The following is a 25,354-nucleotide window of genomic DNA, read 5'->3' as shown; positions in this document are numbered from 1 at the left end:
AAGTTTTCCAGTAATTACCGTTAGCATCAATAAAAAAGAGCCAGTCAAAAATTGACTGGCTCTTTAGTTTAACCTATTATTTTATTTCCAACCGCCCCCTAAATCCTTGTAAACATGGACTGCAGCATTGAGTTGTTCTTTTTTGGTATCTATCAGTTCAAGTTTAGATTCCAAGGCATCCCGTTGCGTCATCAGCACTTCGAAATAATCGACTCTTGCCGACTTGAATAAATCATTCGAAACATCGATAGACCTGTTCAGAGCGGCCACTTGTTGCGATTTTAGATCGTAGCTTTTTTCTAGATTGCTGATTTTAGAAAGCTGGCTAGAAACTTCCAAATACGCATTTAGAATGGTACGCTCGTAGTTATACAAAGCTTGAATTTGTCGTGAATTGGCAGAACTATACTCGGCTTTGATTGCATTTCTGTTAATCATTGGTGCGGCAATATCTCCGGCTAACGAATACAGCAACGACTCGGGTAACGTAAATAAATACGATGGTTTAAACGCATTGAATCCTATCGCGGCTGAAATATCTAATGAAGGATAAAATTCTGCACGGGCCACTTTTACATCCAGCTTTGCCGCTTGCAGTTCTAGCTCGGCCTGTTTAATATCCGGACGATTGGACAACAATTGCGAAGGAATCCCTGAATTGATTATCGATGGCATCAAATTTATAAAATTGCTTTTGTCTCTCTTTATTTCCTGCGGATACTGCCCTAGCAAGAAGTTGATTTTATTCTCCGTTTCTTTTATATTTTGAAGAATATCAAACTCCATACTTTTGGAAGCCATTACCTCAGCCTGAAATTTTTGAACTGCCAATTCGGTTGTTCTTGCGGCTTCTTTCTGAATTTTCACAATTCCCAAAGCGTTAGTTTGCAATGCTATATTTTTTCTTACAATCTCCAACTGGCTGTCTAGAGCCAATAATTCGTAATAAGAACTGGCAACCTCAGCGATAAGGCTCGTAATCACAAAGTTTTTACCTTCTACAGTTGATAAATATCGGCTCACTGCTGCTTTCTTGGAATTGCGCAGTTTTTTCCAGATATCTACTTCCCAATTCGCATACGCCGCGAGTTTGAAATCGTTCAATGGGTCTGGCATTTCCTTACCGGGCATTATTTCGGTAGAAGCATCACCAGCTCCTTGGCTGGTATACCTTCCTACTTTTTCAACTCCTGCTCCCGCTCCAATGCCAACCTTTGGCAACAGAGCACCCTTTCTGATTCGGATATCATTCTTTGCAATCTCAATTTCCTGCAAAGTAATCATCAACTCCTGATTGTTTTTCAAGGCTGTATCAATCAAATTTACCAAATTGTGATCCTTAAAATAGGTACGCCAAGGCGTAGTCGAAATGTTAGTCGTATCAGTACTCTTCTCGAAAGATTCAGGAACCGGTTTGCTTGCGGTCAACGGTGCAATAGCCGGAGTACAACTTACCACCGCCAAGCAAATGCCTAGCGGGATAATATATTTATGTAGTTTAATTTTATACATGATTATTATCAATTTCTTCAGTTAATGGATTTTCTTCTTCCTTTTTCACTAGCTTATATTTTTCTGCGATTCTACCAAAAACGTAATACAATCCAGGAATAATAAATACACCGCAAATAGTTCCTATAAGCATCCCACCGGCGGCGGCAGTACCAATAGTTCTGTTACCAATTTTACCAGGTCCAGATGCAAACACCAGAGGAATTAAACCTGCAATAAAGGCAAATGAAGTCATCAAAATAGGACGAAACCTCGCTTTAGAACCTTCCATGGCTGCTTCTAGCACTGATTTTCCTGCTGCATGCCTTTGGATAGCAAACTCGACAATCAAAACGGCATTTTTACCCAACAAACCAATAAGCATTACCATCGCAACCTGAGCATAGATATTATTTTCTAAGCCTGTTAACTTCAATAAAAGAAACGCTCCAAAAATACCTGCCGGCAAAGAAAGAATTACCGACAATGGCAAAATAAAACTTTCATATTGTGCCGCCAATACTAAGTAAACAAAACCTAAACAAATAAGGAAAATCCAAATGGCTTGATTACCCTGTGCAACTTCATCGGCAGAAATACCCGCCCAGTCAATACCAAAACCTCTGGGTAGTTTCTTCTCTGCCACTTCCTGAATCGCTTTAATGGCTTCACCACTACTGTATCCTTCGGCTGCGGCTCCACTAATTTCAGCAGAATTATACATATTGTGTCGAGTAATTTCCGAAAGTCCATATACTTTTTCCAGCTTCATGAAAGCGGAAAAAGGGACCATTTCGTCACGGTTATTCTTTACATATAATTTTAAAATATCTTCCGGTAAAGCTCTATATTCTGGAGCTGCCTGCACGATTACTTTATAATTAAATCCGTACTTAATAAAGCTAATTTCATAATTACTACCCACAAGTGTAGATAACGTATTCATGGCGTTTTCAATGGATACTCCCTTTTGTTGTGCCAAATCATTATCAACTTTCATCATAAACTGCGGGAAACTGGCACTATAGAAGCTAAATACTGAGGATAGTTCCGGACGTTTATTCAATTCTTTTACGAATTCAGCATTAACCGTTTCCATTTTTTTATAATCCCCTGAACCCGCTTTATCAAGCAAACGAAGTTCGAAACCTCCTGCGGCTCCATATCCTGGTACAGCAGGCGGCTGAAAGAATTCAATATTAGCCCCTGGAATGTCTTTCGTTTTTTCTTCTAATTCTGCCATAACCTCTTGTACAGAATGTTTTCTATCGCTCCAATCTTTAAGGTTTATCAAACAGGTACCCGAGTTAGAACCCGTACCTTCTGTAAGAATTTCATAACCCGCCAAAGCCGAAACCGATTGAACACCATCAACAGTTTCAGCGATTTTCTGAAGTTTTTCGGCAACATTATTAGTTCTTTCTAATGAGGAGCCGGGAGGAGTTTGAATAATAGCATAAAACATCCCTTGATCTTCATTTGGGATAAATCCAGAAGGCACGTTGCTGCTTATTATCCATGTTCCTATACAGAAACCTATAAGCGTGATAAAAGTAATTGTTCTTCTATTTATGATATGACTCAAAGCATTTTGATAGTTCCCAGCCGTAGTATTAAACTTATTATTAAAACCATCTACAAATCTGTTTACTGGAGTTCTCTTTTTAGGTTTACCATGATTGTTTTTCAACATCATAGCACAAAGCGCAGGTGTAAGCGTTAACGCTACAATACCTGACAGAATAATTGCAGTTGCCATAGTGATCGAAAACTGACGATAGAATATCCCCACAGGACCTGACATAAACGCAACTGGAACGAATACTGCAGCCATCAAAAAGGTAATTGCTATAATAGCACCAGCAATTTCATGCATGGCTTTTTTGGTAGCTTTTATAGCCGATAGATGCTCTTCTTCCATTTTAGCATGCACGGCTTCGATAACGACAATAGCATCATCGACCACGACGCCAATCGCTAATACCAGTGCAAATAAGGTAATAAGGTTTAGCGTAATTCCAAAGAATTGCATGAAAACAAACGTTCCGATAAGTGAAACAGGTACTGCAATTGCCGGTATAATTGTGGATCTCCAATCTCCTAAGAAAAGAAACACTACCAAACCCACCAGAATAAAAGCTTCAATCAACGTGTGAATTACTTTTTCGATAGAAGCATCCAAAAATTTAGAAACGTCATAACTGATTTCGTAATCCATTCCTTTCGGGAAAGAATTTTTCTTGATTTCAGCTAATTTTGCCTTTACATCTTTAATAACCTGACTTGCATTACTACCGTACGATTGCTTCAATACAATAGCAGCGGAAGGCTTCCCGTTTAGGTTCGAATAAATATCGTACATCGAGCTTCCAAACTCAATATTGGCAACGTCTTTTAATCTCAAAATTTCACCGTCGGCGCTAGCTCTTAAAACTACATTTCCGTACTGCTCTTTTGTAGTAAATCGTCCAGAATATTTCAATACATATTCAAATGCTTGGGATCGTTTACCAGAGCTTTCACCCGTTTTACCCGGAGATGCTTCCAAACTCTGATTTGCCAATGCTTCCATCACCTCATCAGTAGAAATTTTATAAGCCAACATTCTGTCTGGTTTCAACCAAATTCTCATTGCGTACTCACGAGTACCCAAAACATCTGCAAACCCTACTCCATTTACCCTTTTTAATTCGGAAAGGATATTAATCTCGGCAAAGTTGTAAAGAAACTTTTGATCTGTATTTTTATCATCACTATAAAGATTCACATACATCAGCATGCTTGATTCTTCACGAGTAATCTTTACCCCTTCTCTTACCACTAATGGTGGCAGTTTATTAACTACCGAAGCGACACGATTTTGAACATTTATCGCAGCCTGATTTGGGTCTGTACCCAAATTAAAGACTACTTGAATACTCGCTTCACCATCATTACCCGCATCCGAAGTCATGTATTTCATTCCGGGAACACCATTTAGCGCCTTTTCTAATGGAATGATTACAGATTTGATCATAAGCTCTCCATTCGATCCAGGGTAATCAGCTGTAACATTAACTTTTGGTGGCGAAATAGAAGGGAATTGTGTCACTGGCAAATTAGTTACGGCCAAGACTCCCAAAAAGACTATTATAAGCGATATTACTATCGAAAGAACAGGTCTTTGAATAAATTTATTAAACATTTATTTTATTTTTTAATGATTAAACCAAATTGGAATTTGTTGTTGTCAGCTTACTATATTTATTTTAGTTTCAGCAAATAACTGAACACTAAATACTGAAAACTGACCACTTGAATTTATTCCGCTTTTAATCGCAAATGATTGATAACCTTTTGAGGTGCTAAGTATTCGTATTTAATTTTTTCATCATCTTTTACTTTTTGAACACCTTCTAACAGAATTTTGTCATTCTCAGTAATACCGCTGGCTACCACATATAAATCAGGTATTTCACCAGTAATAGTAATTTCTTTTGAATTCACCACATTATTTTTGTTCACTACAAAAACATACTTTTTGTCTTGAATTTCATAAGTCGCTTTCTGCGGAATAACTAAGGCATTTTTAACTGGCACAGTCATGAGCACCTTCCCTGTTTCACCATTTTTCAATAGTTTATCAGCGTTTGGAAAACTTGCTCTAAAGGCAATATTACCTGTTTCGCTATCAAATTCACTTTCGATAACTTCTACTTTACCTTTGTATTTCAATGGTTGATTGTTGGCTAAAAGTAAACTTACCGTACTATTTCCTCTTCCTTTCACATTATTTTGATAGTCGAGGTATTCTGGTTCAGAAACATTAAAATAAGCAAACATTTTACTATTATCAGAAAGACTGGTTAGTAGTTCTCCTTCCTCAATAAGACTTCCTAATTTCTTTGGAATTCTATCTATCGTTCCAGCAAATGGCGCTCTGATTTCAGTAAATGATAAATGAAGTTTTGCTAATGCCACTTCGGCTTTTGCTTGTTCTAGCTTTGCTTGAGCGATAAATTGTTCACTTTTGGAAACTATATTTTTATCGGCTAGCGTTTTTGCATTTTGCAGTTCTATCTCGGCAGCTTTCGCTTCGGCTTTTGCTTTTAGCAATTCTGCTTCATACATTTTTGGCATAATTCGGAACAATAACTGCCCGGCTTTTACAAATTGCCCCTCATCAACGTAAATATTTTGTAAAAATCCTTTTTCTTGAGCCCGAATCTCGATGTTTCTCACAGAACGAATCTGTGAAACATATTCCTTGGTAAACGAAGTATCAATACTTACAGCATTGGTAACGGTAAACTTACCGGCTTCTTCTTTTTCTTCTTTTTTAGTTGTACAGCTTATTAGACACAACAGGGCAATAAAGCCTGTGAAAACGGCATTTTTGTTCATGGTATAAATAAAATTGGCGCGATTTAACGCAGTGAATTCGGAAATTTATTGGATGGGAAAAGGCATAGATTGTCAGGGCGAGACCTAAACTGTCATGCAAAAGGAATAAGGTTACTATACATCCACATCAGGTATTTATAAACACACCTTTGGTAACCAATGGATATTTATCAGATTCTTAAAACTCTGTTTGTGATATAAATAGGAGATGAATTACCGCAAAAGGGCATGAAGATTTTAAAACGTTTGTAGTAATAATTTGAAATAGACAACTGAGAAACGGGCAAATACCAGCTATTAAGCAAACTATCTTTTCCTGCAAAAAATTTACTTGAAACTCCGTTTTTAATATCTTCACCGCTGGAGTATTCCTCATCTAAATCTAAGTCGGTATACTCAATTACGATGCTACCTTGATTTTCATTTTTAAGTTTTACTTGCTGGTTTTTAACAAGATTTGGAGTTGAGGAGTAGCTAACGTGGTTATGATTTGTTTCTGCATGAAGATAACTCCCTCCGCCTAGCAGATGGATACACAGACATACAAAAAATACAACTACTCTCATTTGGGAGCCAAAAGTAATAAAAGAATTGAAAAAATTGAAAGGAGGGGAAGAAATTATGTTGGATTTAACAAGTAAAAGCAACGAAAACGTTTTCAGTAATTAATCTGAAATTTGAAATATTTTATAAATAGTCAAACCCAAAAGAGAGAAATTCTAAATTTCTCTCTTTTTTTATAAAATTATTTTATTCTTCAATCTATCGATTAATTCTCTCCGATACGTAATTCCAATTGGTAATTTTTCTTTTTTAATAATGACAAAATCTTTTTCGGAGGCATCAATTTTGTCCAAAGCAATGATATAGGATTTATGAATGCGCAGGAAGTTTTTTTCTGGAAGGCATTTCTCAAATTCACTTGTGGTAATCGAAGCCAAATAGGTTCTTTTAATGGTATGCAATTTCACATAATTACCAAAACTTTGTGCAAACAGAAGCTGGTCTAATTCGATTTCAATAAAATAACCATCCACTTTTACGCTTACCGAATTGATAGCAACTTCCTCCCCTTTTATTGTGTTTTCAGTGGAAAAAAACCGTTCAATTGCCTTTAAAAAACGAGGAAAATAAATGGGTTTTAGCAAATAATCAATAACGCCAAAATCATAACTTTCGAGAGCAAATTCAGAATAGGCTGTTGTTAAAATAGTTTTAGGATGTGTTGGAATGATTTTTAGTAATTCTAATCCTGTAATTTCTGGCATATTGATATCCAAAAACATCAAATCGACTTTATTTTCTCGAAGATAATCCATCGCCTCAATGCCATTATACCCCTGAAAAACCAACTCTAACTGCGGATTTTGTTTGATATAATTCGCCAAAACATAATGTGCTGCTGGCTCATCATCAACAATAATACACTTTTTTGGTTCTTTCATTATACAAACTTTTTAAGTTGCAATTTCAAATCAACAATATACGTATTTTTATCGTCTTGAATGTCTAATTTATAGTCTTCTCCGTAAATTAGCTTCAACCGTTCAATGGTATTTTTTAAACCAATTTTAGTCGAAACAACCCCTGTTTTTTTCTTCGGAATTGAATTGACAACATGCAAATGCAACAAACCGTTTTCGACCGTAATAATGATCCTGACAAAACATTTTTCGATAGCACAAGTTCCGTGTTTGAAAGCATTTTCGATAAAAGCAATGAGTAGCATCGGAGATACTTTATACGCATTTTCATTATCAATTTTACTATCGTAAGTAATATCGCAACGATATGAAACACGCTCTTTTTCAAGCTGCACATAACTATTTATGAATTCCAGTTCATCTTCAAGAGAGACGCATTGTTTACTATTACTCTCCAATTGATACCGCATTAATTGCGAAACTTTCATAATCAAGTCTGGTGTTCTTTCAGGAAATTCTAAACTAATTCCGTAAAGTGTATTGAAGGTATTGAATAAAAAATGAGGATTCAATTGCCCTTTAAGTGCATTCAATTGCATTTGATTAAACAGTAACGTTTCATCTGTTTGTTTTTTATGAATTCGGTAGAATTTAAAAACTATTATCGGACTCAAAATACACACCAATGTACCCAAAACACTAGCTAATTGGTATACATAACTTCTCTGATGCGAGTTTTGAAACAAACGGCATTTACTAAACATTTCGAAAGTCGTTATTTCATATAAAACTACCGAAAATACTAGTACAGTCAATAGTGTCAGAAATAAATAAGCCAATGGTTTTTGTCCCTTAAATAGTATTGGCAACAGTAAAAATCGGTTGAATTGAGCGTGCATGTACAAAATCAAATAGAGAAAAATACCCATCAAAATGGAAGCTAAAGAGCTAAATAACATCCAATCATTTTTTAAGGTAAAAAGCGTAAATGAAAAGATAACAACGGCAATTTCTTGCCACCATTTGTTATCCATTATATTGTCAATTTTTTTATTCATTTTTAATACTTAAACAGTATGCAAATTAACCACAATTATTTAGTCTTTATTTCCAATAAATGACAAATTCAATTGGTCATTTATAATCGTATTACATCATTTAAGAAGCCTTATATCGGTTAAAGTGAAATAATTTTGTTTGATAATATTACACAACCAATTTTATGTATTTCAAAAAAATTACTTTATTATTTTTCTTGATTTTTGCTGCTACTGGTTTTTCACAAACCTTGTCTCTAAAAGAAGCTATAAAAACAGGTTTAGAAAACTATGGTTCTATAAGGGCAAAAAGCAATTACAGTAATGCTTCGCGAGAAACGCTCAAACAGTCTCGCCGCGATTATTTACCTAATCTTAATTTGTCTGCACAGCAAGATTATGGAACTGTCAACGGACAAAATGGACCACTTTACGGTTTTGGAGGACTTGGAGTTGCTTCTTCCGGACTTCCGCTTCCAGAGCAAAACTGGAATTCTGCTTTTGGTGCCTTGTATTTAGTCAACATGAATTGGGACTTTTTTACTTTTGGTAAAACTCAGGAAAAAATTAATTTGGCCAAAATCGATGTTCAAAGCCGTGAAAATGATTTGCAACAGGAAAAATTCCAACAACAAATTAAAATCTCTGCTGCTTATCTTAATTTATTGGCGAGTCAACGATTATTGATTTCGCAGCGAAAGAATTTAGATCGTGCAAATGTTTTCAAAAGAACAGCTGCAGCAAGAGTGAAAAACGGTTTACTCGCCGGAGTGGATTCTACATTAGCCACTGCCGAAGTTTCGAAAGCCAAAATAGCGCTGAATCTGGCTAAAAATTTCGTCAAAGAGCAAAACAATAAATTAGTTGATTTGATGGGCGTTGCGCCACAGGATTTTGTAACCGATACGATTTTTGTAAATCAAATTCCGAAAGAATTATTAACTGGAATTGCTTCTGACAGCTTGCATCCGCTACTTCAATATTATAAAACGAAGATTGATTACAGCAACCAGCAAGTCAAATTATACAAACGTTTTTATTATCCAACGATGAGCGCATTTGGCGTTTTGCAAACTAGGGCTTCCGGATTTAATTCGGATTACGGAACTAATCAGGCGTCTTTTAACAGAAATTATTTAGATGGCGTAAACCCTGATCGCAGCAATTATCTGGTTGGAGTTGGAATTACTTGGAATTTAACTACTCCGTTCAGAATGAGCAAACAAGTGAGTGCTCAAAAGTTTGTTTCACAAGCTTTGCAAGAAGAGTACAATCAGGCTGACCGAGAATTGAAATCGCAATTGAATTTTGCCGATGATAAAATCAAAATCACACTAGAGAATTATGCCGAAGCGCCTGTTCAGGTAAATGCGGCAGCTCAAGCGTATTTACAAAAATCGACTTTATATAAAAATGGGTTGACTAATTTGACTGATTTGACACAAACTATATTCACTTTAAACCGTGCCGAAATTGATCGGGATATCGTCAACAATAATGTATGGCAATCCTTTTTACTAAAAGTAGCAGCCACAGGCAATTTTGACTTATTTATAAATGAATTTTAATTAAAACCATATGAATTTAATCCGTTTTGCACTCCGCAAACCCATCTCCATATTGGTATTGGTTGCTGGTTTATTTTTCTTCGGAATTAGTGCCATCAAAGACATTAAGGTAGATATTCTCCCTAAAATGAATTTGCCTGTAATTTATATTGCACATCCTTTTGGTGGTTACACTCCGGACCAAATGGAGGCTTATTTTGCCAAAAACTATGTCAATATTCTTCCTTTTGCCAATGGCGTAAAATCAGTAGAAACCAAGAATATTCAAGGGTTGATGATTATGAAATTGACCTATTATGAAAACACCAATATGGCGCAAGCAGCTGCCGAATTGAGTGCGCTTTCCAATAGGATTCAAGCGGCATTTCCTCCGGGTACACAACCGCCTTTTATCATTCGTTTTGATGCTTCGTCATTACCGATCGGGCAATTGGTTTTAAGTAGTAAAATTAGGTCTAACAACGAATTACAGGATTTGGCAAACGTGTATGTTCGGGCTTCTTTTACTTCCATTCCAGGTTTATTATCTCCGGCTCCCTTTGGCGGAAGCCCAAGAACTATTGAGGTTAACGTAGATCCTGATCTATTGCGTTCCCATAACATGACACCCGACCAAATTGTGGAAGCGATACGCCTCAATAATCAAACGGCTCCTTCCGGAAACGTGAGAATTGGGGATAAAAACTACATTACGCCAACCAATAATACGATTAAAGAAATTAAAGATTTTGAGAAAATTCCGTTGTTTAAAGGAAGCATTCAAAACTTGACTCTTGGTGATGTCGCAACTGTAAAAGATGGTGCCGATATTACCGCTGGATATGCTTTGGTAAACGGAAAACGTTCGGTTTATATTAGTATTGCCAAAGCGGGAGACGCTTCGACTTGGGATGTAGTTCAGAAATTAAAAGCAGAACTACCCAAAATTCAAAGTACACTTCCTGAAGATGTAAAATTATCCTACGAGTTTGACCAATCGGTTTATGTAATCAACTCCGTTAAAAGTTTGGTTACGGAAGGAATTATCGGAGCGGTGTTAACGGGATTAATGGTTTTATTATTCCTTGGAGACAGACGTGCGGCATTAATCGTTATCTTGACCATTCCGATTTCGATTATTTCCGGAGTTTTATTTTTGAAATTATTCGGGCAAACCATCAACTTAATGTCCTTGAGCGGACTGGCTTTGGCAATCGGGATTTTAGTGGATGAAAGTACCGTAACCATTGAAAATATTCACCAACATCTCGACATGGGAAAACCCAAGGCGCTGGCTATTTGGGATGCCTGTCAGGAAATTGCTTTACCAAAATTATTGATTCTACTTTGTATCCTTGCCGTTTTTGCACCCGCTTTTACAATGGTTGGAATTCCTGGAGCCTTGTTTTTACCTTTAGCATTGGCGATTGGTTTTTCAATGATAATTTCGTTTTTACTTTCCCAAACTTTTGTGCCCGTTATGGCAAATTGGTTGATGAAAGAACATCCAAAAACAGAACATGAACCCAACATTACAGATGATGAAGCTGAGTTTAATGCTTGTGGATTAACTCCTGAATCTGAAAAAGACTTGATCAGTCAGAAAAAAGTAATGATTGAAAGAGATGATTTTAATCGAGATGGAAAAATAGGTGCTTTTGAAAGATTCAGAATCCGATTTATGAAAACCTTAGACCGTCTTTTTCCCTACAAAAAAGCCGCTACTTTGGGGTATCTTATCGGAATTACACTGCTTGCACTGGTGTTTATTACTTTTATTGGAAAAGATGTTTTCCCTAAAGTAAATTCGAGTCAGTTTCAACTTAGAATGCGCGCTCCCGACGGAACACGCTTAGAACGCACTGAAGAAAAAGTAATTTTAGTGCTGAAAGAATTAAACAAAATGGTGGGTAAAGAGCATATCGGAATTTCATCGGTATATGTGGGACAACATCCTTCCTTATTCTCCATCAATCCAATCTATTTATTCATGGCAGGTTCGCATGAAGCCGTTTTTCAAGTAAGTTTGAAAGATTATGACGCCGATATGGATGATTTTAAAGATGATCTTAGAGCTCGAATTAAAAAAATTCTTCCTGATGTAAAAGTCACTTTTGAACCTATTGAACTTACGGATAAAGTCTTGAGCCAAGGATCGCCAACGCCTATTGAAATTAGAGTTGCTGGAAAAGATAAAAAACGAAATGAAACCTATGCCAATCAAATTGTTGAGAAACTTCAGAAAATATCGTATTTCAGAGATGTCCAAATTGGGCAACCGATTCATTATCCTGCAATGAATATCGATATTGACCGAACTCGCGCTGCCGAATTAGGTGTGGATATGAATGATATTTCGCGTTCGTTAATTGCTTCCACTTCTTCTTCCAGATATACGGAGAAAAACACTTGGATAGATGAGAAAACAGGTTTATCAGTTGCCGTACAGGTACAAGTTCCTTTGAATAAAATGAAAAGTAGAACGGATATGGGTGAAATTCCTGTATTGAAAAATTCGCTGCGTCCTGTTTTAAGCGATGTCGCCAAAATCACACCCGGATTTGTAAGCGGTGAAAATGACAATTTAGGAGCTATGCCATACATTACAGTTACCGCTAACATCCACCAAACCGATTTAGGTACGGCTACAAAAGATGTTGCTAAAACGATAAATTCATTGGGCGAATTGCCTCGTGGTTTATTCATTGAACCTATTGGTTTGAGTAAAGTACTGAGCGAAACATTAAGCAGTTTACAAGTCGGATTGTTAGTTGCCATCTTTGTAATCTTCTTAATGTTGGCTGCTAATTTTCAATCGTTCAAAGTTTCTTTAGTCATTTTAACCACGGTTCCTGCGGTAGTTTTAGGGGCGCTATTAATGCTAACCATTACGGGTTCTACCCTCAACTTACAATCGTATATGGGAATCATCATGTCAGTTGGAGTTTCGATTGCGAATGCTGTTTTATTGGTTACCAATGCGGAGCAATTGCGAAAAATAAATGGGAATGCATTAGAATCAGCACGAGAAGCTGCCGCGTTGCGTCTTCGTCCCATCATTATGACCAGTGTGGCTATGATTGCGGGAATGTTACCTATGGCTATTGGTCATGGCGAAGGAGGCGACCAAGTTTCTCCATTAGGAAGAGCCGTTATTGGCGGATTATTATTTTCGACCTTTGCCGTATTGCTGATATTGCCTTTAATTTTTGCCTGGGCACAAGAAAAAACAGGTACACAATCTATTTCTTTAGACCCAGAAGACGAAGAAAGCATCCATTATATCTCATCATTAAAATCACAAAATGAAAAATAAAATACTACAATCGACCGCGCTATTTTTTGTAGCACTATTTTTTCTAAGCAGTTGCAATTCGAATAAAAAAGAAGCCCCTGTTGCTGAAATAGAACCTAAAATGGAAACCTTTTCTTTGGCAAAAGCAAAACTGACCACCGACTTGCGTTTACCCGCCGAATTATCTGGTTTTAGTCAAGTGGATTTATTTGCTAAAGTGAATAGTTATGTAAAAACACTTAAAGTAGATATTGGTTCTGATGTAAAGCAAGGGCAACTCCTTATTGAACTGGAAGCACCAGAGATCAGTTCGCAGTTAGCTGCAGCGGAGTCCCGCCTGCATTCACAGGAAGCCATTTATACAGCCAGCAACAGCACTTATCAACGATTACTTGAAACGAGTAAAGTCGAGGGAACGATTTCTAAAAATGATTTGGAATTGGCACTATCCAAAAAAAGTTCAGACTATGCCCAATTAGCAGCGGCTCGTGCGGGACAAAGGGAAATTAAGATAATGCAAAATTATTTGCAGATACGAGCTCCGTTTAATGGCAAAGTAACAGCACGTAATGTCAATACGGGCGCCTATGTGGGACAAGGAGCTCAGGTTCCGCTTCTCACCATACAAGACCAAAAGAAACTTCGTTTATCGGTATCGGTACCTGAAGCATATACCGGTTATCTCAAAGTAGGTGAAGTGATTACCTTTAATGTAGTATCTTTGCGAGGCGAAACATTCCAGGCTAAAATCAGCAGAATGTCTGGAGCGCTAGACCTCAAACTGCGTTCCGAACGTGTCGAATTGGATGTGATAAATTCCGACGGAAAATTACTTCCTGGAATGGTTGCGGAAGTGCTCCTGCCACTTAATAGCAAAAAAGAAACTTTTGTAGTCCCTAAATCGGCAGTTGTGAATAGTGCTGAAGGTATCTTTTTGATAAAAGTAGTCAACAAAAAAGCACAACGTATCAAAGTAAGTCTTGGCCTTGAAGTTGATGACCAAATCGAAGTTTTTAGTGATTCATTACAACAAAATGATATTTTGCTTAGCAAATCAAATGAGGAGATTAAGGATGGCTCTGATATCAATTAGTTCCTATTCTTTCAACAACAAATCGCTTAATTCTATAAATTTACAAATGTTTGTAATCCTGCAAGGTCAAAAAAAGAGACCTTGCAGGAAAATGAGTCCAAGCAAATATATAATTCAATAGTAAAACTAGTTTTGCGTGAGTGATGTCAGTGGAGCTCTTTTTTCTTTATCAATTGCCACGGGTTTAAACCCGTGGCAATTGATAAAGAAAAAAAGCGGGAACGTACAGCACGACCCGTAGTTTTTACGAAGGGGCACGCCCAAATAAAAAAAATTAAATACAATAACAAATTTTAAAAATTTATTCGAATGGAAACAACAAATGTAAAAGCTTACGGGACAGTCTCGGTGGATGCCCCTTTAAAACAAATGGATATTCAACGCAGAAACATTACGGCTAAAGATATTGAAATCGAAATTTTGTATTGTGGTGTTTGTCACTCTGATTTACACACTGCCAGAAATGACTGGGGATTTACGACCTACCCTGCCGTTCCTGGTCACGAAATTGTGGGAAAAGTGACCAAAGTAGGAAACGACGTTACTAAACTAAAAGTGGGGGATTTTGCTGCAGTAGGCTGCATGGTAGATTCTTGCCAGACCTGCGATAATTGCAAACAAGACCTGGAACAATATTGTTCAACAGGGTTTACAGGGACTTACAATAGTGCTGATAAGCATTTGGGCGGCATGACTCTTGGAGGCTATTCGGAAAAAATTGTGGTAGACGAACACTTCGTTTTAAAAGTGCCTGCAAATCTTGATTTGGCTGCTACAGCACCTTTATTATGTGCAGGAATTACCACTTGGTCACCACTTCGCTACTGGAAAGTTGGAAAAGGGAGTAAAGTTGCTGTTGTAGGTTTAGGCGGACTAGGACATATGGCCATAAAACTAGCCAAAGGTTTGGGTGCGGAAGTTACCCTTTTTTCCAGATCACTTAATAAAGAAAAAGACGCTTTAGAATTGGGTGCAGATGCCGTAATTATCTCGACTGACGAAAATCAAATGAATGCTGTAAACGGAAAATTTGATTTAATTATTGACACCGTTCCTTATGTTCATGATGTAAATCCTTATGTAGGGACTTTAAATACTAACGGAACTTTGGTTTTAGTAGGTTATTTGGGTGGCTTGGAACCTATTTTAAATACGGTTCCTATGATAATGGGAAGAAAATCAGTGGCAGGTTCTTTAATTGGCGGAATTGCCGAAACTCAGGAAATGCTTGACTTTTGTGGGGAACACAATATTGTATCTGAAATTGAAGTTATTAAAATGCAGGATATCAACGAAGCGTATGAAAGAATGCTCAAAAGTGATGTTCGCTACCGTTTTGTAATTGATATGGCATCACTTAAAAGCTAGAAAAATATGAACGCAAAAGATAAAAACGAGCAAAATCAAATTTTCGCTCAAGGTGATAAAGCAAATCCTGATTATTTTACGGGAAATGCCTGGGTTAAATTATTAGTAAATGAAAATGAATTTAATAGTGTAATTGGTAACGTAACTTTTGAAGCGGGAGCCAGAAACAATTGGCACACCCATCCGGGAGGTCAAATCCTTATTGTAACCGATGGGACTGGCTACTATCAGGAAAAAGGGAAGCCGATTCAATTGATTCAAAGAGGCGATGTCATTAAAATACCAGCTGATGTTAAACATTGGCATGGTGCTGCAACCGATAGTGCGTTAACGCATATCGCCATTACCGCTGTTACTCCAAAAGGTTCGATTGATTGGCTGGAAAGAGTAACCGATGCAGAATACAACAGTTACAAACAATAAGAAGATTTTTAAATAAAAATATAAAAGCCTGTAAACATCATGATTTACGGGCTTTTCTATTTTTACTAGACGGCATAGAAGTAATAAACTCCGCTCAAAAATAGCAATTTTTATTTTTTTTATTTTTTTTTAAATATTTTGTCCAATTCCGGAAGTTCAGTTGTCATTAGGGTATAACATTTAAAATTTAATACAATGGAAACTAGAATTAATGTATTCGAAAAAGGACAAAAAGCGGTAAGCACATTATTTGGAATTAGCGGTTATTTAAAAAAATCTTCAATCGAAAAACAGCTTTTGGAATTAGTCGATTTCAGGGTATCACAAATCAACAGCTGTGCTTATTGTTTAGACATGCATGCTAAAGAAGCTCGTGCAATAGGGGAAACAGAACAACGCCTTTATGGTTTAAGCGCATGGCGTGAAGCACCATATTACAGTCCACGCGAAAGAGCTGCATTGGCTTGGGCAGAAGCACTAACTGCTTGTACTGTTCCGGACGAAATTTACAATGAGGTTAAAAAAGAATTCTCAGATGATGAAATGATTGACCTTACTCTTGCTGTTACCTCAATTAACACTTGGAACCGGATCAATCTGGCATTTCCAAATACTCCTGGTACTTACAAAGTGGGGCAATTTTAATAAATGAAAAATTGGATTTTTTTTATACATTGTGGATGTATTTACACATTAATACAAAATGTCCATTATAAATAAGATATAAACAATAGCAACTTTAAAATTTAAAAAAATGAATGAGTTCTTATTAATTTTTCGCAGGGATTACGCAACCAAAGAAGTTCAGCCTTCTCCAGAGGAATTGCAGCAGCACTTAAAGCAATGGCAGGAATGGTTTGGTAGCCTTGCTGCTCAGGACAAACTCGCCAGACCTTTGCAGCGCTGGGATGGACAAGGAAAAATTGTAACCAATACCAAAAGTATTACTAACGGCCCATACGCTGAAATTAAAGAATCTATTGGTGGCTTGATTATAATTAAAGTAAAAGATTATGACGAAGCAGTCCATATCGCAAAAGACTGCCCAATAATTCAACTTGGCGGAAATGTAGAAATCAGAATGGCTATTTAAGAATAGTATTCATATAACTAAAAATGCCTTTGTATCTTTACATAGGCATTTTATTTGCTTTATATGGACAATAAAGAACTTATACCTCGCTTATTTAGAACAGAATATCAAAAAATTGTTTCGGTACTTTGCCGTTTATTTGGTATTCAGCATATTGAGATTGCCGAAGATATTGTTAGTGATACATTTCTTGCCGCTACGGAAACATGGAGCATTAAAGGCGTACCCGAAAACCCAACAGCCTGGCTTTACACGGTGGCCAAAAACAAAACCAAGAATTATTTCAAACGAAATTCAGTTTTTGAACAGAAAATTGTCACTGAAATAAAATACAATTCCGCTATAAATCTAGAAGAAATTGAGATTGACCTATCCGACAAAAACATTGCTGACAGTCAGCTGGCCATGATATTTACCATCTGTAACCCCTGTAATGCTAATGAAGCTCAGATTGCGCTTGCTCTTAATCTGCTTTGCGGTTTTGGAATAAATGAAATATCCGATGCATTCCTCACAAGCAAAGAGGTTATCTATAAAAGGATAAACCGAGCCAAAGAAAAGTTGAAAGAGGAAAATATCAAAATTCAGCAGCCAACCGCTAATGAAGTAAAAAATAGACTGGACAATGTTTTAAAGACGATTTACCTAGTTTTTTCGGAAGGCTACTACTCCACTTCACAAAACACCACTTTGCGTCAGGAATTTTGTACTGAAGCTATGCGCCTTACCTATTTATTAACCCAGAATCAAACGACGAACCTTCCTGAGACGAACGCTCTTATGGCATTGATATGCTTTCACTCCTCCAGGTTTGAAGCCAGAACAAACGAAAATGACGAGATTGTTTTATATCAGGACCAGGATGAAAGCCTTTGGAATAAGGAATTAATTGATAGAGGAACCTATTTCCTAAGCAAGTCTTCAACAGGAAATACACTTTCAAAATACCACTTAGAGGCAGGTATCGCCTATTGGCACACGCAAAAAAAAGATACTCTCGAGAAATGGGAACATATATTGGAATTATACAATAATTTGATCATTCTGGAGTACTCTCCTATTGTAGCCTTAAACAGAACGTATGCCTTATCCAAAATAAAGGGAAAAGAAGAAGCAATCGCTGAAGCAGAAAAGCTTAATCTGAAAGACAACCATTTTTACTATTCTTTATTAGGCAATCTCTATACTGACTTCGACAATAAAAAGGCACTGCAAAATTTTCAAACAGCACTAAACCTGGCCAAATCAGCATCCGATAAGAAAATTATTCTCAAAAATATTGATTGTATAAATGCTAATGAAATATAACCCATTGGGAACAATCATAGTGTATAAATAATCAATTTAATGTTGAAATAAGATTTAAACCATTGTGTAAAAAAAATTATAGTAAGTTTGTAAATCAATCCCATTGCAATTTTTTAAAAAGTAATAATAATGAGTTTAAAAGATTTATTAGATAGTAGTAAAGACAAAAGCCTTTCTGGACAAAAGTGGCATATGCTAAGACAAGCAATCGTAAAACGATTATTGTCTGCCGGTAATGCTACAATAGCAGAATTAAGTTCTGAACTACAATCTAGTGTTCCAACGGTAACTAAAGCCGTTAACGAATTATTGCCAGAAGGCTATGTGGTAGATCTGGGGAAAATTACCAATAGTGGCGGAAGACGTCCTTCACTCTATAGTATCAATCCAACTTGTGCTTACTTTTTAGGGGTTGAAGTCAGTATTGCCAGTATGTCTATCGGATTACAAAATATTAAAAACGAATTTGTCAGTATTGAATTAGGAACTTCCTTTATTTTAGAAAATACACAAGAGTCTCTTTTGGAATTTTGCAATTTGATAAATTCATTTATAGAAGACAGTTCTGTCGAAAAAAAGATGATTGTGGGTGCCTGCATCAACTTTTCAGGCCGTATTAATTCGATGGAAGGATTTAGCTATAATTATTTCTTTAGCGAAAACAGACCTTTAACGGAAATCATTTCAGATCAGTTAGACCTACCGGTTCATTTGGAAAATGATACCAGAGCAATGACTTTTGGTGAATATTGCGAAGGTGTGGTTGATGACGAACAAAATATAATATTTGTTAATTATAGTTGGGGTGTTGCTATAGGAATGATCACTGATGGTAAACTTTATTATGGAAAATCCGGTTACTCCGGAGAATTCGGTCACAGTACGATCTTTGATAATGGAATTATGTGTCAGTGTGGTAAACTTGGATGTCTGGAGACTGAAATTTCAGGTTGGTCCTTAGTAAACCAGTTCAAGGCAGCTCTAAAAGAAGGAAAACAATCAAAAGTAGTTCTTGATGAAAATTCCCCCGCTTTGCAACATCATAGCATTATTGCCGGAGCCTTTAATCTAGAAGATACGCTGTGTGTTGACCTGGTTACAAAGCAGAGTGAAAAAATGGGACGTTATTTGTCTATTCTACTCAATATCTTTAATCCTGATTTATTGGTGATTGGTGGTGATTTTGCACAATTAGGCGATTATACTCTTTTACCTATTCAGTCTGCATTAAAAAAATATTCATTAGGTTTAGTGAACAGGGATATGAAACTTAAAAAATCGACTTTAGGTCGTCGCGCCGGTGTTATTGGGGCATGTTGTGTTATAAAAGAAAAGATGTTATCCCCATTAATAAATAACTAAAATTACTTCTAAATTTTAGTTATTAAAATAATTTAATAATTACATTGTATTTATTAAATTTATTTATATATTTACAACGTGATAATAAATAACACGGAAAAAATATATTTAAAATTGTTCTTTTACGCTAATTTTTTACTTTCTCTCCTACAAAAGATTAAGAAAAATACTTTAGTTCCAGAGAAAACTCCGTACAAAATTACTATCACAAAAAAAGAGATTTTATCTTTTAAGATTACTAATCTCCGCATCTATTTTGACTGTGATGTTTTCTATTAAATTTTTTTTTTTCTAATGGTAAAGATTACCCATAAAAACTAAAGCAAGAATTGAAGTTCTTAAAATATAAGTGACGATTTTAAGATTGCTATCATATAAAACAACAAAATTGGGAATGCCCTTTTTTATAAAATATTCGTTTGTTATCCATAAAAAAAGCCAGCACATGCTGTAAACATTGCTGGCTGGTTCTTAATAAAAAGAACTGTGATTGGAAAACAAATAAATAAACCAAGAAGGAAGAATTATTATTAACTAACCATTACAAAAGTATGTATTTATTACCAAAAAGCAAGCCTGAAAATTATTGGCTTACCCCTAACTTTGGGAAAGCTATGAAATTAACATCCTTATTTCTAGTAGCTTTTACCGTGCAAGCATCAGCTTCAGTATCTTTGAGAACGGCTGTTTTTTTTGAAAAAAACAATACCGTTACAAAAGAAACAACCAAATTAGCCCTAAGCCAAAAGAAAATTACGGGAAAGGTAACTAATGAAAAAGGAGAGACGTTACCTGGAGTAAATATTATTGCCAAAGGCACTACTATTTCAACACAAACAGATTTTGATGGAAATTTCACATTTGAAGTGCCCGACAATGTTACCACATTAGTTGTTTCTTACATAGGTCTTCAAGAGCAAGAAGTAACTATTGGAAATGTGCCACTTACTATAGTTTTAAAAGAGGTGGGACAACAAATGAATGAAGTTATTGTAGTAGGTTATGGTTCGCAAAATAGAAGAACCTTAAGTACTTCAGTTTCTAAATTAGACAAAAAAGTGTTAGAAAATGTTCCTTACTCAAACGTAACGCAAGCATTACAAGGAAATGTAACTGGTTTAGTGGTACGTACCGCATCAGGACAACCTGGTAAAGCATCTAATATTTTAGTACGTGGAGGTACATCTATTGATAATCCGGCAGGTGCAACTCCTATGTATATTGTTGACGGAGTTATTCGTACCCAAATTGATGATATTAACTCTGCTGACATTGCCTCATTACAAGTATTAAAAGATGCTGCTGCAACCTCAATCTACGGAGCCCGTGCTTCTAATGGTGTAATTATTATTACAACATCGACCGGTAAAGCAGGTAAAACTAAAATCACTTATAATGTTTCCACTCAAAATAGCCGAGTAGGCAAGAAATATGATTTCTTGGACGGCGGAGACTTTATTAGACTGCAACGTTTAGGTTTGTATAACGCTGCCGAAATCGCTGGACTTTCAACTACCACCGGTATTGCACGATTAGGACAATTAACAGGAGCTACTCCAGCCGGTACTGGAAATAATTTGTTAAATAACACGCCTTTTGCTACATTATTGAAATCAAATTTGGATGCACCCACTATCCAGGGTCTACAAGCTAAAGGATGGCAAGAAATGGCAGATCCTCTTAATGCTAATAATACTATTATGTATAAAAGCACAAATTGGAATGATGTTTTATTTCAAAATGCAATTACCCAAAATCATACTTTAGGTTTTAGCGGCGGTGGAGATGCCGGTACTTTTGACTTAAGCTTAGGGTATCTAAAAGGAGATGGCGTTACTATATTTACTGGATACCAACGTTTTACAAGTAAATTAAATGCTTCTTTGAAATTAGCGGATAACTTTACAATTAACGGTCGGGTTTTATATTCAAAATCAAGTAACAATCAAGTTGTTGCCAATAGTGTTGTTTTCAACAGATATTTAGGAAACTCCCCTACTACAAAATTATATTTGGAGGACGGAACTTTAGCACCTGGCCAAAATAACATCAATGGAAATCCATTGTACCAAATGGGTAAAGTAAAAGGGATAAATGAGAATAATAAATTGCAGATGGGTGTTGATGGCGATTTAAAAATTACTAAAGATTTAACCTTTACCCCTTCATTGTCATTATACAGTGAAAATGAAAATGATAATACTTTTCAACAAGCTTTTTTAAGTGGAAGTAATGGTTTGGTAGATAACACGCGTACCGCTACCCGATTAAGCAACCAAATAACACAAATGCAATACGAAGGGGTCTTTACTTATGCCAAATCTTTGGATAATGTAGGTGATTTTCAGGCAAAATTGGGGGCCTCTAAATTCGACAGAACCATAAAAGCATTTAATGCTTCTGGAAAAGGAAGTCCTTCGGATCTTGCACAAACCTTAGATTCATCACCAATACCAGTTTCTGTATATAGTAACAATACCAGATTAGTGCTGAACAGTGTTTTTGGTCGTGTAAATTATGATTACAAAAGCAGGTATTTTGCAACAGCCTCTTTCCGTTATGATGGTTCTTCCAGTTTAGGTCCAGATAATAAATACGGTTTTTTTCCAGGATTATCTGTAGGTTGGAATGCACATGAAGAGAAGTTTTGGAAAGTAATGCCAGAAGTTATTTCCTCTTTCAAACTTCGTGGAAGTTATGGTGTAAATGGGAACTTAGGTACTTTGGGTGATTTTCAATCTGGAGGATTATATTCTGGTTCTGCTAATGGATTTGCCAATAGTTACAATGGACAATCTGCAATTATAAACTCTCAAATTGCAAATCCAGGTTTGAAATGGGAGCAATCACAAACTATAAATGGAGGTTTTGATTTAGGGTTTAATCATGATAAGATTAGAATAATTGGAGACTTTTATAATAAACTGACTTCTGATTTATTAACAAATCTTACACTGCCTTCTAATAGTGGTTTTTCTACAGTGCTAACAAACTTAGGCGGATTAAGAAGCAAAGGTTTTGAATTAGAATTGAACGCCAATGTGTACAATCAAAATGATTTAAAGATTAATGTAGGTGCTAATGTTTCGCACAATACTAACGTGATTGAGAAACTTCCTTTCAATGGAAATGGAAACAATAGAATTGGTGGAACTGAAATTTGGGATGCAGCCAGCGGAACTTATAAATATGTTGGTGGGTTACAAGAAGGTCAAAAAATTGGAGATTTTTATGCGCATAAACAATTGTCTATTCTTTCCACCCAAGCAGAAGCTGATGCTTATAACTTAACTACGCAGGATAATTATGTAACTAAAACCGCAGCCGCAGGTGGGAATCCAACAGGCAAGAAATTTGCTGGAGATGCCGTATTTTTAGATGCAGATAACAATGGTGTAATTGACAGCCGAGACAGAACTTTCATGGGTAATATGTTCCCTAAATTTGTAGGAGGTTTTAATTTTGACGCCAGTTACAAAGGATTTTCATTAACCGTAAGAACAGATTACTCTTTAGGAGCTACTATTTATAACGAGGCCAGAGCACGTTTTGTTGGTCAATTTCAAGGAAATTACGGACTATTGGCCGAAAGCTTACAATCTTGGCAAAAAGAAGGTGATATTACTAATGTGCCACGTTACCGTTGGGCGGATCAAACCAACCAAAACAACTTATTCCGTTCTGAAGCAAGTGGTGCAGGTTATAATACTAATATGTTCCAAGGAAATAGCCGCTACTACGAAAGTGGAGATTATCTGTGCATCAGAGAAATTACATTGAGCTATACTATTCCTAAATCACTCATTGAGAAAATTAGATTAGCATCAGTACGCGTATATGTAACAGGAAGCAATTTACACTATTTCACTAAATACAGCGGTTTAAATCCTGAAGTACAAGGTATTGATGGTGGATCAAGTCTTGGATTAAATGATGCAGGTGCAAAAGGAACTTATCCTGTTCCAAAAAACTTCATCCTTGGTTTAAACATTGGTTTGTAAATTTTAATAATAAATATCATGAAAAATAAAATTCTTTTATACACTATACTTTTCACCGGACTTTCATTAGTAAGTTCCTGTCAAGACGATTTAAACTTACAATCTGAAAGCGTAATTACTTCTGCCAGTTTTTGGAAAACAGAAGATGATGCTAAAGCAGGTGTAAACGGTATGTACTTCAATTTTAGAACTCAAACTCAACAAAATTATTATTTATTGGGAGGTGCAAGAAGTGCGGAAATAACCAGTGGTGTTCAATCACCCCTGAGTTTGGCAAATTATTACAACAACAACCTAACGGCACAAAACATCGATGTGGACTGGGCGGGTTTGTACACGGTGATTCAGCAGGCGAATTTGGTTTTGAAATATGTTCCGACTATTCAATTTAGTCCAACAACTGTGAATGAGCAAAAAAGATATATGGCACAAGCCTATTCTATGCGTGCTTTGGCTTATTTCATTATGGCCCGTTCTTGGGGTGGTGTGCCAATAGTAACTACACCAACCGAAAACACGAATCAATCTGAATATATTGTTCCGCGTAATACTATTGAAGAAACTTTTGCATTCATAAAGTCTGATATTGAATTGGCTATTGCTAATTATCCTGATGTAACAAACAATAAAACACAATTATCTTTGTCATCAACTTATGCTTTAAAAGCAGATGTGAATTTATGGACCGCAAAACAATTAGGTGGTGGAAGTACTGATTTAAACACGGCTTTGGCTGCAATTAACGCTATTCCTACAGCACCATCTTTATTACCAAATTTTAAAGACGTATTTGGTTACACCAATAAAGGAAATACTGAAGTGCTTTTTGCGGTTAGATATTCTTTGGCGGATGTACCGTCTGCGCTATCTGATAATTGGAATTCTTTCATGTTTGTTGGACCTAGTGACTTTGCACCGCTAACAGCAGCAACAGCGACGGCAACTTTTGGAACCTTGGGAGTTGGTACAGGAAATGCAGGTATTTCAAGAGTACAACCGGATATTACCCGTTTCAACTTTAGCAGTACAGATACTAGAAAAACAGCTACTTATTTAACTTTATACAATGGGACTACTCCGGTAGTAACAGGTTTAGTAAAATACAACGGAACAGTTGATGGTGCTACTAGAAGATTTGTAAGCGATATCATTATTTACCGTTGGGCTGATATATTGTTGATGAAAGCAGAAATTAAAAATGCTTTAGGCCAAGATCCATCTTCAGAAATGAATCTGGTAATGCAAAGAGCCGATGCTTCTTCTTCATTTACAAATGGTTCTCAGTCAGCTAATAATGATGTCATTTTAAATGAACGTTTGAAAGAATTAGCTTTTGAAGGTAAAGCATGGTGGGATTTAGTTCGTTTCAACAAAACGAATCTTGTGCCTTCTATGGCCGGTAAAAAGATATTGTTTCCAATATCTCAAAATACCATTAACTTTAATCCTAAAATCACTCAAAATCCATAATGAAATTTAAATTAAGCCGGGAGTTTTACAAATTCCCGGTCTAATTAAAGCATAAAAAA

Annotated in this window: 17 protein-coding genes; 11 read left to right on the top strand and 6 right to left on the bottom strand. The window is 36.2% G+C overall.

Annotated elements, in window-relative coordinates:
* Positions 1 to 81: 81 nt before the first annotated feature.
* The 6 genes from ACM55K_RS08465 to ACM55K_RS08440 form a co-directional block, all read right to left on the bottom strand.
* Positions 82 to 1,512: a TolC family protein gene (locus ACM55K_RS08465; RefSeq protein ID WP_416849804.1), complete on the bottom strand. Its 1,431-nt coding sequence runs from the start codon at positions 1,510 to 1,512 to the stop codon at positions 82 to 84.
* Positions 1,505 to 4,675: an efflux RND transporter permease subunit gene (locus ACM55K_RS08460; RefSeq protein WP_416849803.1), complete on the bottom strand. Its 3,171-nt coding sequence runs from the start codon at positions 4,673 to 4,675 to the stop codon at positions 1,505 to 1,507. Before ACM55K_RS08460 ends, ACM55K_RS08465 begins: the two co-directional genes overlap by 8 nt.
* Before the next feature lie 116 nt (positions 4,676 to 4,791).
* The gene (locus ACM55K_RS08455) at positions 4,792 to 5,874 is read right to left on the bottom strand and encodes an efflux RND transporter periplasmic adaptor subunit (RefSeq protein ID WP_416849802.1); all 1,083 of its coding nucleotides are present in this window, start codon (positions 5,872 to 5,874) and stop codon (positions 4,792 to 4,794) included.
* Between the two features lie 170 nt (positions 5,875 to 6,044).
* The gene (locus tag ACM55K_RS08450) at positions 6,045 to 6,440 is read right to left on the bottom strand and encodes a hypothetical protein (RefSeq protein ID WP_416849801.1); all 396 of its coding nucleotides are present in this window, start codon (positions 6,438 to 6,440) and stop codon (positions 6,045 to 6,047) included.
* Between the two features lie 171 nt (positions 6,441 to 6,611).
* Entirely contained in the window at positions 6,612 to 7,319 is a 708-nt protein-coding gene (locus ACM55K_RS08445) for a LytR/AlgR family response regulator transcription factor (protein ID WP_416849800.1), read from the bottom strand.
* On the bottom strand, positions 7,319 to 8,356 hold the full coding sequence (locus tag ACM55K_RS08440; protein ID WP_416849799.1) for a sensor histidine kinase: 1,038 nt from the start codon (positions 8,354 to 8,356) through the stop codon (positions 7,319 to 7,321). The genes ACM55K_RS08445 and ACM55K_RS08440 overlap by 1 nt, the downstream gene beginning before the upstream one ends.
* Before the next feature lie 164 nt (positions 8,357 to 8,520).
* Between ACM55K_RS08440 and ACM55K_RS08435 the strand changes: the two genes are divergently transcribed.
* The 11 genes from ACM55K_RS08435 to ACM55K_RS08385 all read left to right on the top strand — a co-directional run bounded on the left by ACM55K_RS08435 (position 8,521) and on the right by ACM55K_RS08385 (position 25,295).
* On the top strand, positions 8,521 to 9,903 hold the full coding sequence (locus ACM55K_RS08435; RefSeq protein ID WP_416849798.1) for a TolC family protein: 1,383 nt from the start codon (positions 8,521 to 8,523) through the stop codon (positions 9,901 to 9,903).
* 10 nt (positions 9,904 to 9,913) lie between these two features.
* Positions 9,914 to 13,198, top strand: a complete 3,285-nt coding sequence (locus ACM55K_RS08430) for an efflux RND transporter permease subunit (RefSeq protein ID WP_416849797.1) — start codon at positions 9,914 to 9,916, stop codon at positions 13,196 to 13,198.
* Positions 13,188 to 14,270 carry an efflux RND transporter periplasmic adaptor subunit gene (locus ACM55K_RS08425; RefSeq protein WP_416849796.1) on the top strand — a complete coding sequence of 361 codons (1,083 nt, stop codon included), beginning with the start codon at positions 13,188 to 13,190 and terminating at the stop codon, positions 14,268 to 14,270. The genes ACM55K_RS08430 and ACM55K_RS08425 overlap by 11 nt, the downstream gene beginning before the upstream one ends.
* A gap of 309 nt (positions 14,271 to 14,579) precedes the next feature.
* Positions 14,580 to 15,638, top strand: a complete 1,059-nt coding sequence (locus ACM55K_RS08420; RefSeq protein ID WP_416849795.1) for an NAD(P)-dependent alcohol dehydrogenase — start codon at positions 14,580 to 14,582, stop codon at positions 15,636 to 15,638.
* A 6-nt stretch (positions 15,639 to 15,644) separates the two neighbouring features.
* Positions 15,645 to 16,061: a (R)-mandelonitrile lyase gene (locus tag ACM55K_RS08415; RefSeq protein WP_416849794.1), complete on the top strand. Its 417-nt coding sequence runs from the start codon at positions 15,645 to 15,647 to the stop codon at positions 16,059 to 16,061.
* A 195-nt stretch (positions 16,062 to 16,256) separates the two neighbouring features.
* Positions 16,257 to 16,706, top strand: a complete 450-nt coding sequence (locus ACM55K_RS08410) for a carboxymuconolactone decarboxylase family protein (RefSeq protein ID WP_416849793.1) — start codon at positions 16,257 to 16,259, stop codon at positions 16,704 to 16,706.
* 109 nt (positions 16,707 to 16,815) lie between these two features.
* Positions 16,816 to 17,154, top strand: coding sequence for a YciI family protein (locus ACM55K_RS08405; protein WP_416846514.1), 339 nt, complete (start codon positions 16,816 to 16,818; stop codon positions 17,152 to 17,154).
* A 63-nt stretch (positions 17,155 to 17,217) separates the two neighbouring features.
* Entirely contained in the window at positions 17,218 to 18,462 is a 1,245-nt protein-coding gene (locus tag ACM55K_RS08400; protein ID WP_416849792.1) for an RNA polymerase sigma factor, read from the top strand.
* Positions 18,463 to 18,591: 129 nt separating this feature from the next.
* The gene (locus ACM55K_RS08395) at positions 18,592 to 19,824 is read left to right on the top strand and encodes an ROK family transcriptional regulator (protein ID WP_416849791.1); all 1,233 of its coding nucleotides are present in this window, start codon (positions 18,592 to 18,594) and stop codon (positions 19,822 to 19,824) included.
* A 551-nt stretch (positions 19,825 to 20,375) separates the two neighbouring features.
* Entirely contained in the window at positions 20,376 to 23,825 is a 3,450-nt protein-coding gene (locus ACM55K_RS08390) for a SusC/RagA family TonB-linked outer membrane protein (protein ID WP_416849790.1), read from the top strand.
* A gap of 18 nt (positions 23,826 to 23,843) precedes the next feature.
* Entirely contained in the window at positions 23,844 to 25,295 is a 1,452-nt protein-coding gene (locus ACM55K_RS08385) for a RagB/SusD family nutrient uptake outer membrane protein (RefSeq protein ID WP_416849789.1), read from the top strand.
* Positions 25,296 to 25,354: the final 59 nt, after the last annotated feature.

Source organism: Flavobacterium arabinosi (genome assembly GCF_048158725.1).
Taxonomy (GTDB): Bacteria; Bacteroidota; Bacteroidia; order Flavobacteriales; family Flavobacteriaceae; genus Flavobacterium; species Flavobacterium arabinosi.
The sequence above is the reverse complement of the archived record's forward strand: the minus strand, read 5'-3'. Positions and strand labels throughout refer to the sequence as shown.

Excerpts from the sequence above, each read along its gene's own strand:
- ACM55K_RS08465 (WP_416849804.1), bottom strand. The coding sequence starts at position 1,512 with ATGTATAAAATTAAACTACATAAATATATTATCCCGCTAGGCATTTGC.
- ACM55K_RS08460 (WP_416849803.1), bottom strand. The coding sequence starts at position 4,675 with ATGTTTAATAAATTTATTCAAAGACCTGTTCTTTCGATAGTAATATCG.
- ACM55K_RS08455 (WP_416849802.1), bottom strand. The coding sequence starts at position 5,874 with ATGAACAAAAATGCCGTTTTCACAGGCTTTATTGCCCTGTTGTGTCTA.
- ACM55K_RS08450 (WP_416849801.1), bottom strand. The coding sequence starts at position 6,440 with ATGAGAGTAGTTGTATTTTTTGTATGTCTGTGTATCCATCTGCTAGGC.
- ACM55K_RS08445 (WP_416849800.1), bottom strand. The coding sequence starts at position 7,319 with ATGAAAGAACCAAAAAAGTGTATTATTGTTGATGATGAGCCAGCAGCA.
- ACM55K_RS08440 (WP_416849799.1), bottom strand. The coding sequence starts at position 8,356 with ATGAATAAAAAAATTGACAATATAATGGATAACAAATGGTGGCAAGAA.
- ACM55K_RS08435 (WP_416849798.1), top strand. The coding sequence starts at position 8,521 with ATGTATTTCAAAAAAATTACTTTATTATTTTTCTTGATTTTTGCTGCT.
- ACM55K_RS08430 (WP_416849797.1), top strand. The coding sequence starts at position 9,914 with ATGAATTTAATCCGTTTTGCACTCCGCAAACCCATCTCCATATTGGTA.
- ACM55K_RS08425 (WP_416849796.1), top strand. The coding sequence starts at position 13,188 with ATGAAAAATAAAATACTACAATCGACCGCGCTATTTTTTGTAGCACTA.
- ACM55K_RS08420 (WP_416849795.1), top strand. The coding sequence starts at position 14,580 with ATGGAAACAACAAATGTAAAAGCTTACGGGACAGTCTCGGTGGATGCC.
- ACM55K_RS08415 (WP_416849794.1), top strand. The coding sequence starts at position 15,645 with ATGAACGCAAAAGATAAAAACGAGCAAAATCAAATTTTCGCTCAAGGT.
- ACM55K_RS08410 (WP_416849793.1), top strand. The coding sequence starts at position 16,257 with ATGGAAACTAGAATTAATGTATTCGAAAAAGGACAAAAAGCGGTAAGC.
- ACM55K_RS08405 (WP_416846514.1), top strand. The coding sequence starts at position 16,816 with ATGAATGAGTTCTTATTAATTTTTCGCAGGGATTACGCAACCAAAGAA.
- ACM55K_RS08400 (WP_416849792.1), top strand. The coding sequence starts at position 17,218 with ATGGACAATAAAGAACTTATACCTCGCTTATTTAGAACAGAATATCAA.
- ACM55K_RS08395 (WP_416849791.1), top strand. The coding sequence starts at position 18,592 with ATGAGTTTAAAAGATTTATTAGATAGTAGTAAAGACAAAAGCCTTTCT.
- ACM55K_RS08390 (WP_416849790.1), top strand. The coding sequence starts at position 20,376 with ATGTATTTATTACCAAAAAGCAAGCCTGAAAATTATTGGCTTACCCCT.
- ACM55K_RS08385 (WP_416849789.1), top strand. The coding sequence starts at position 23,844 with ATGAAAAATAAAATTCTTTTATACACTATACTTTTCACCGGACTTTCA.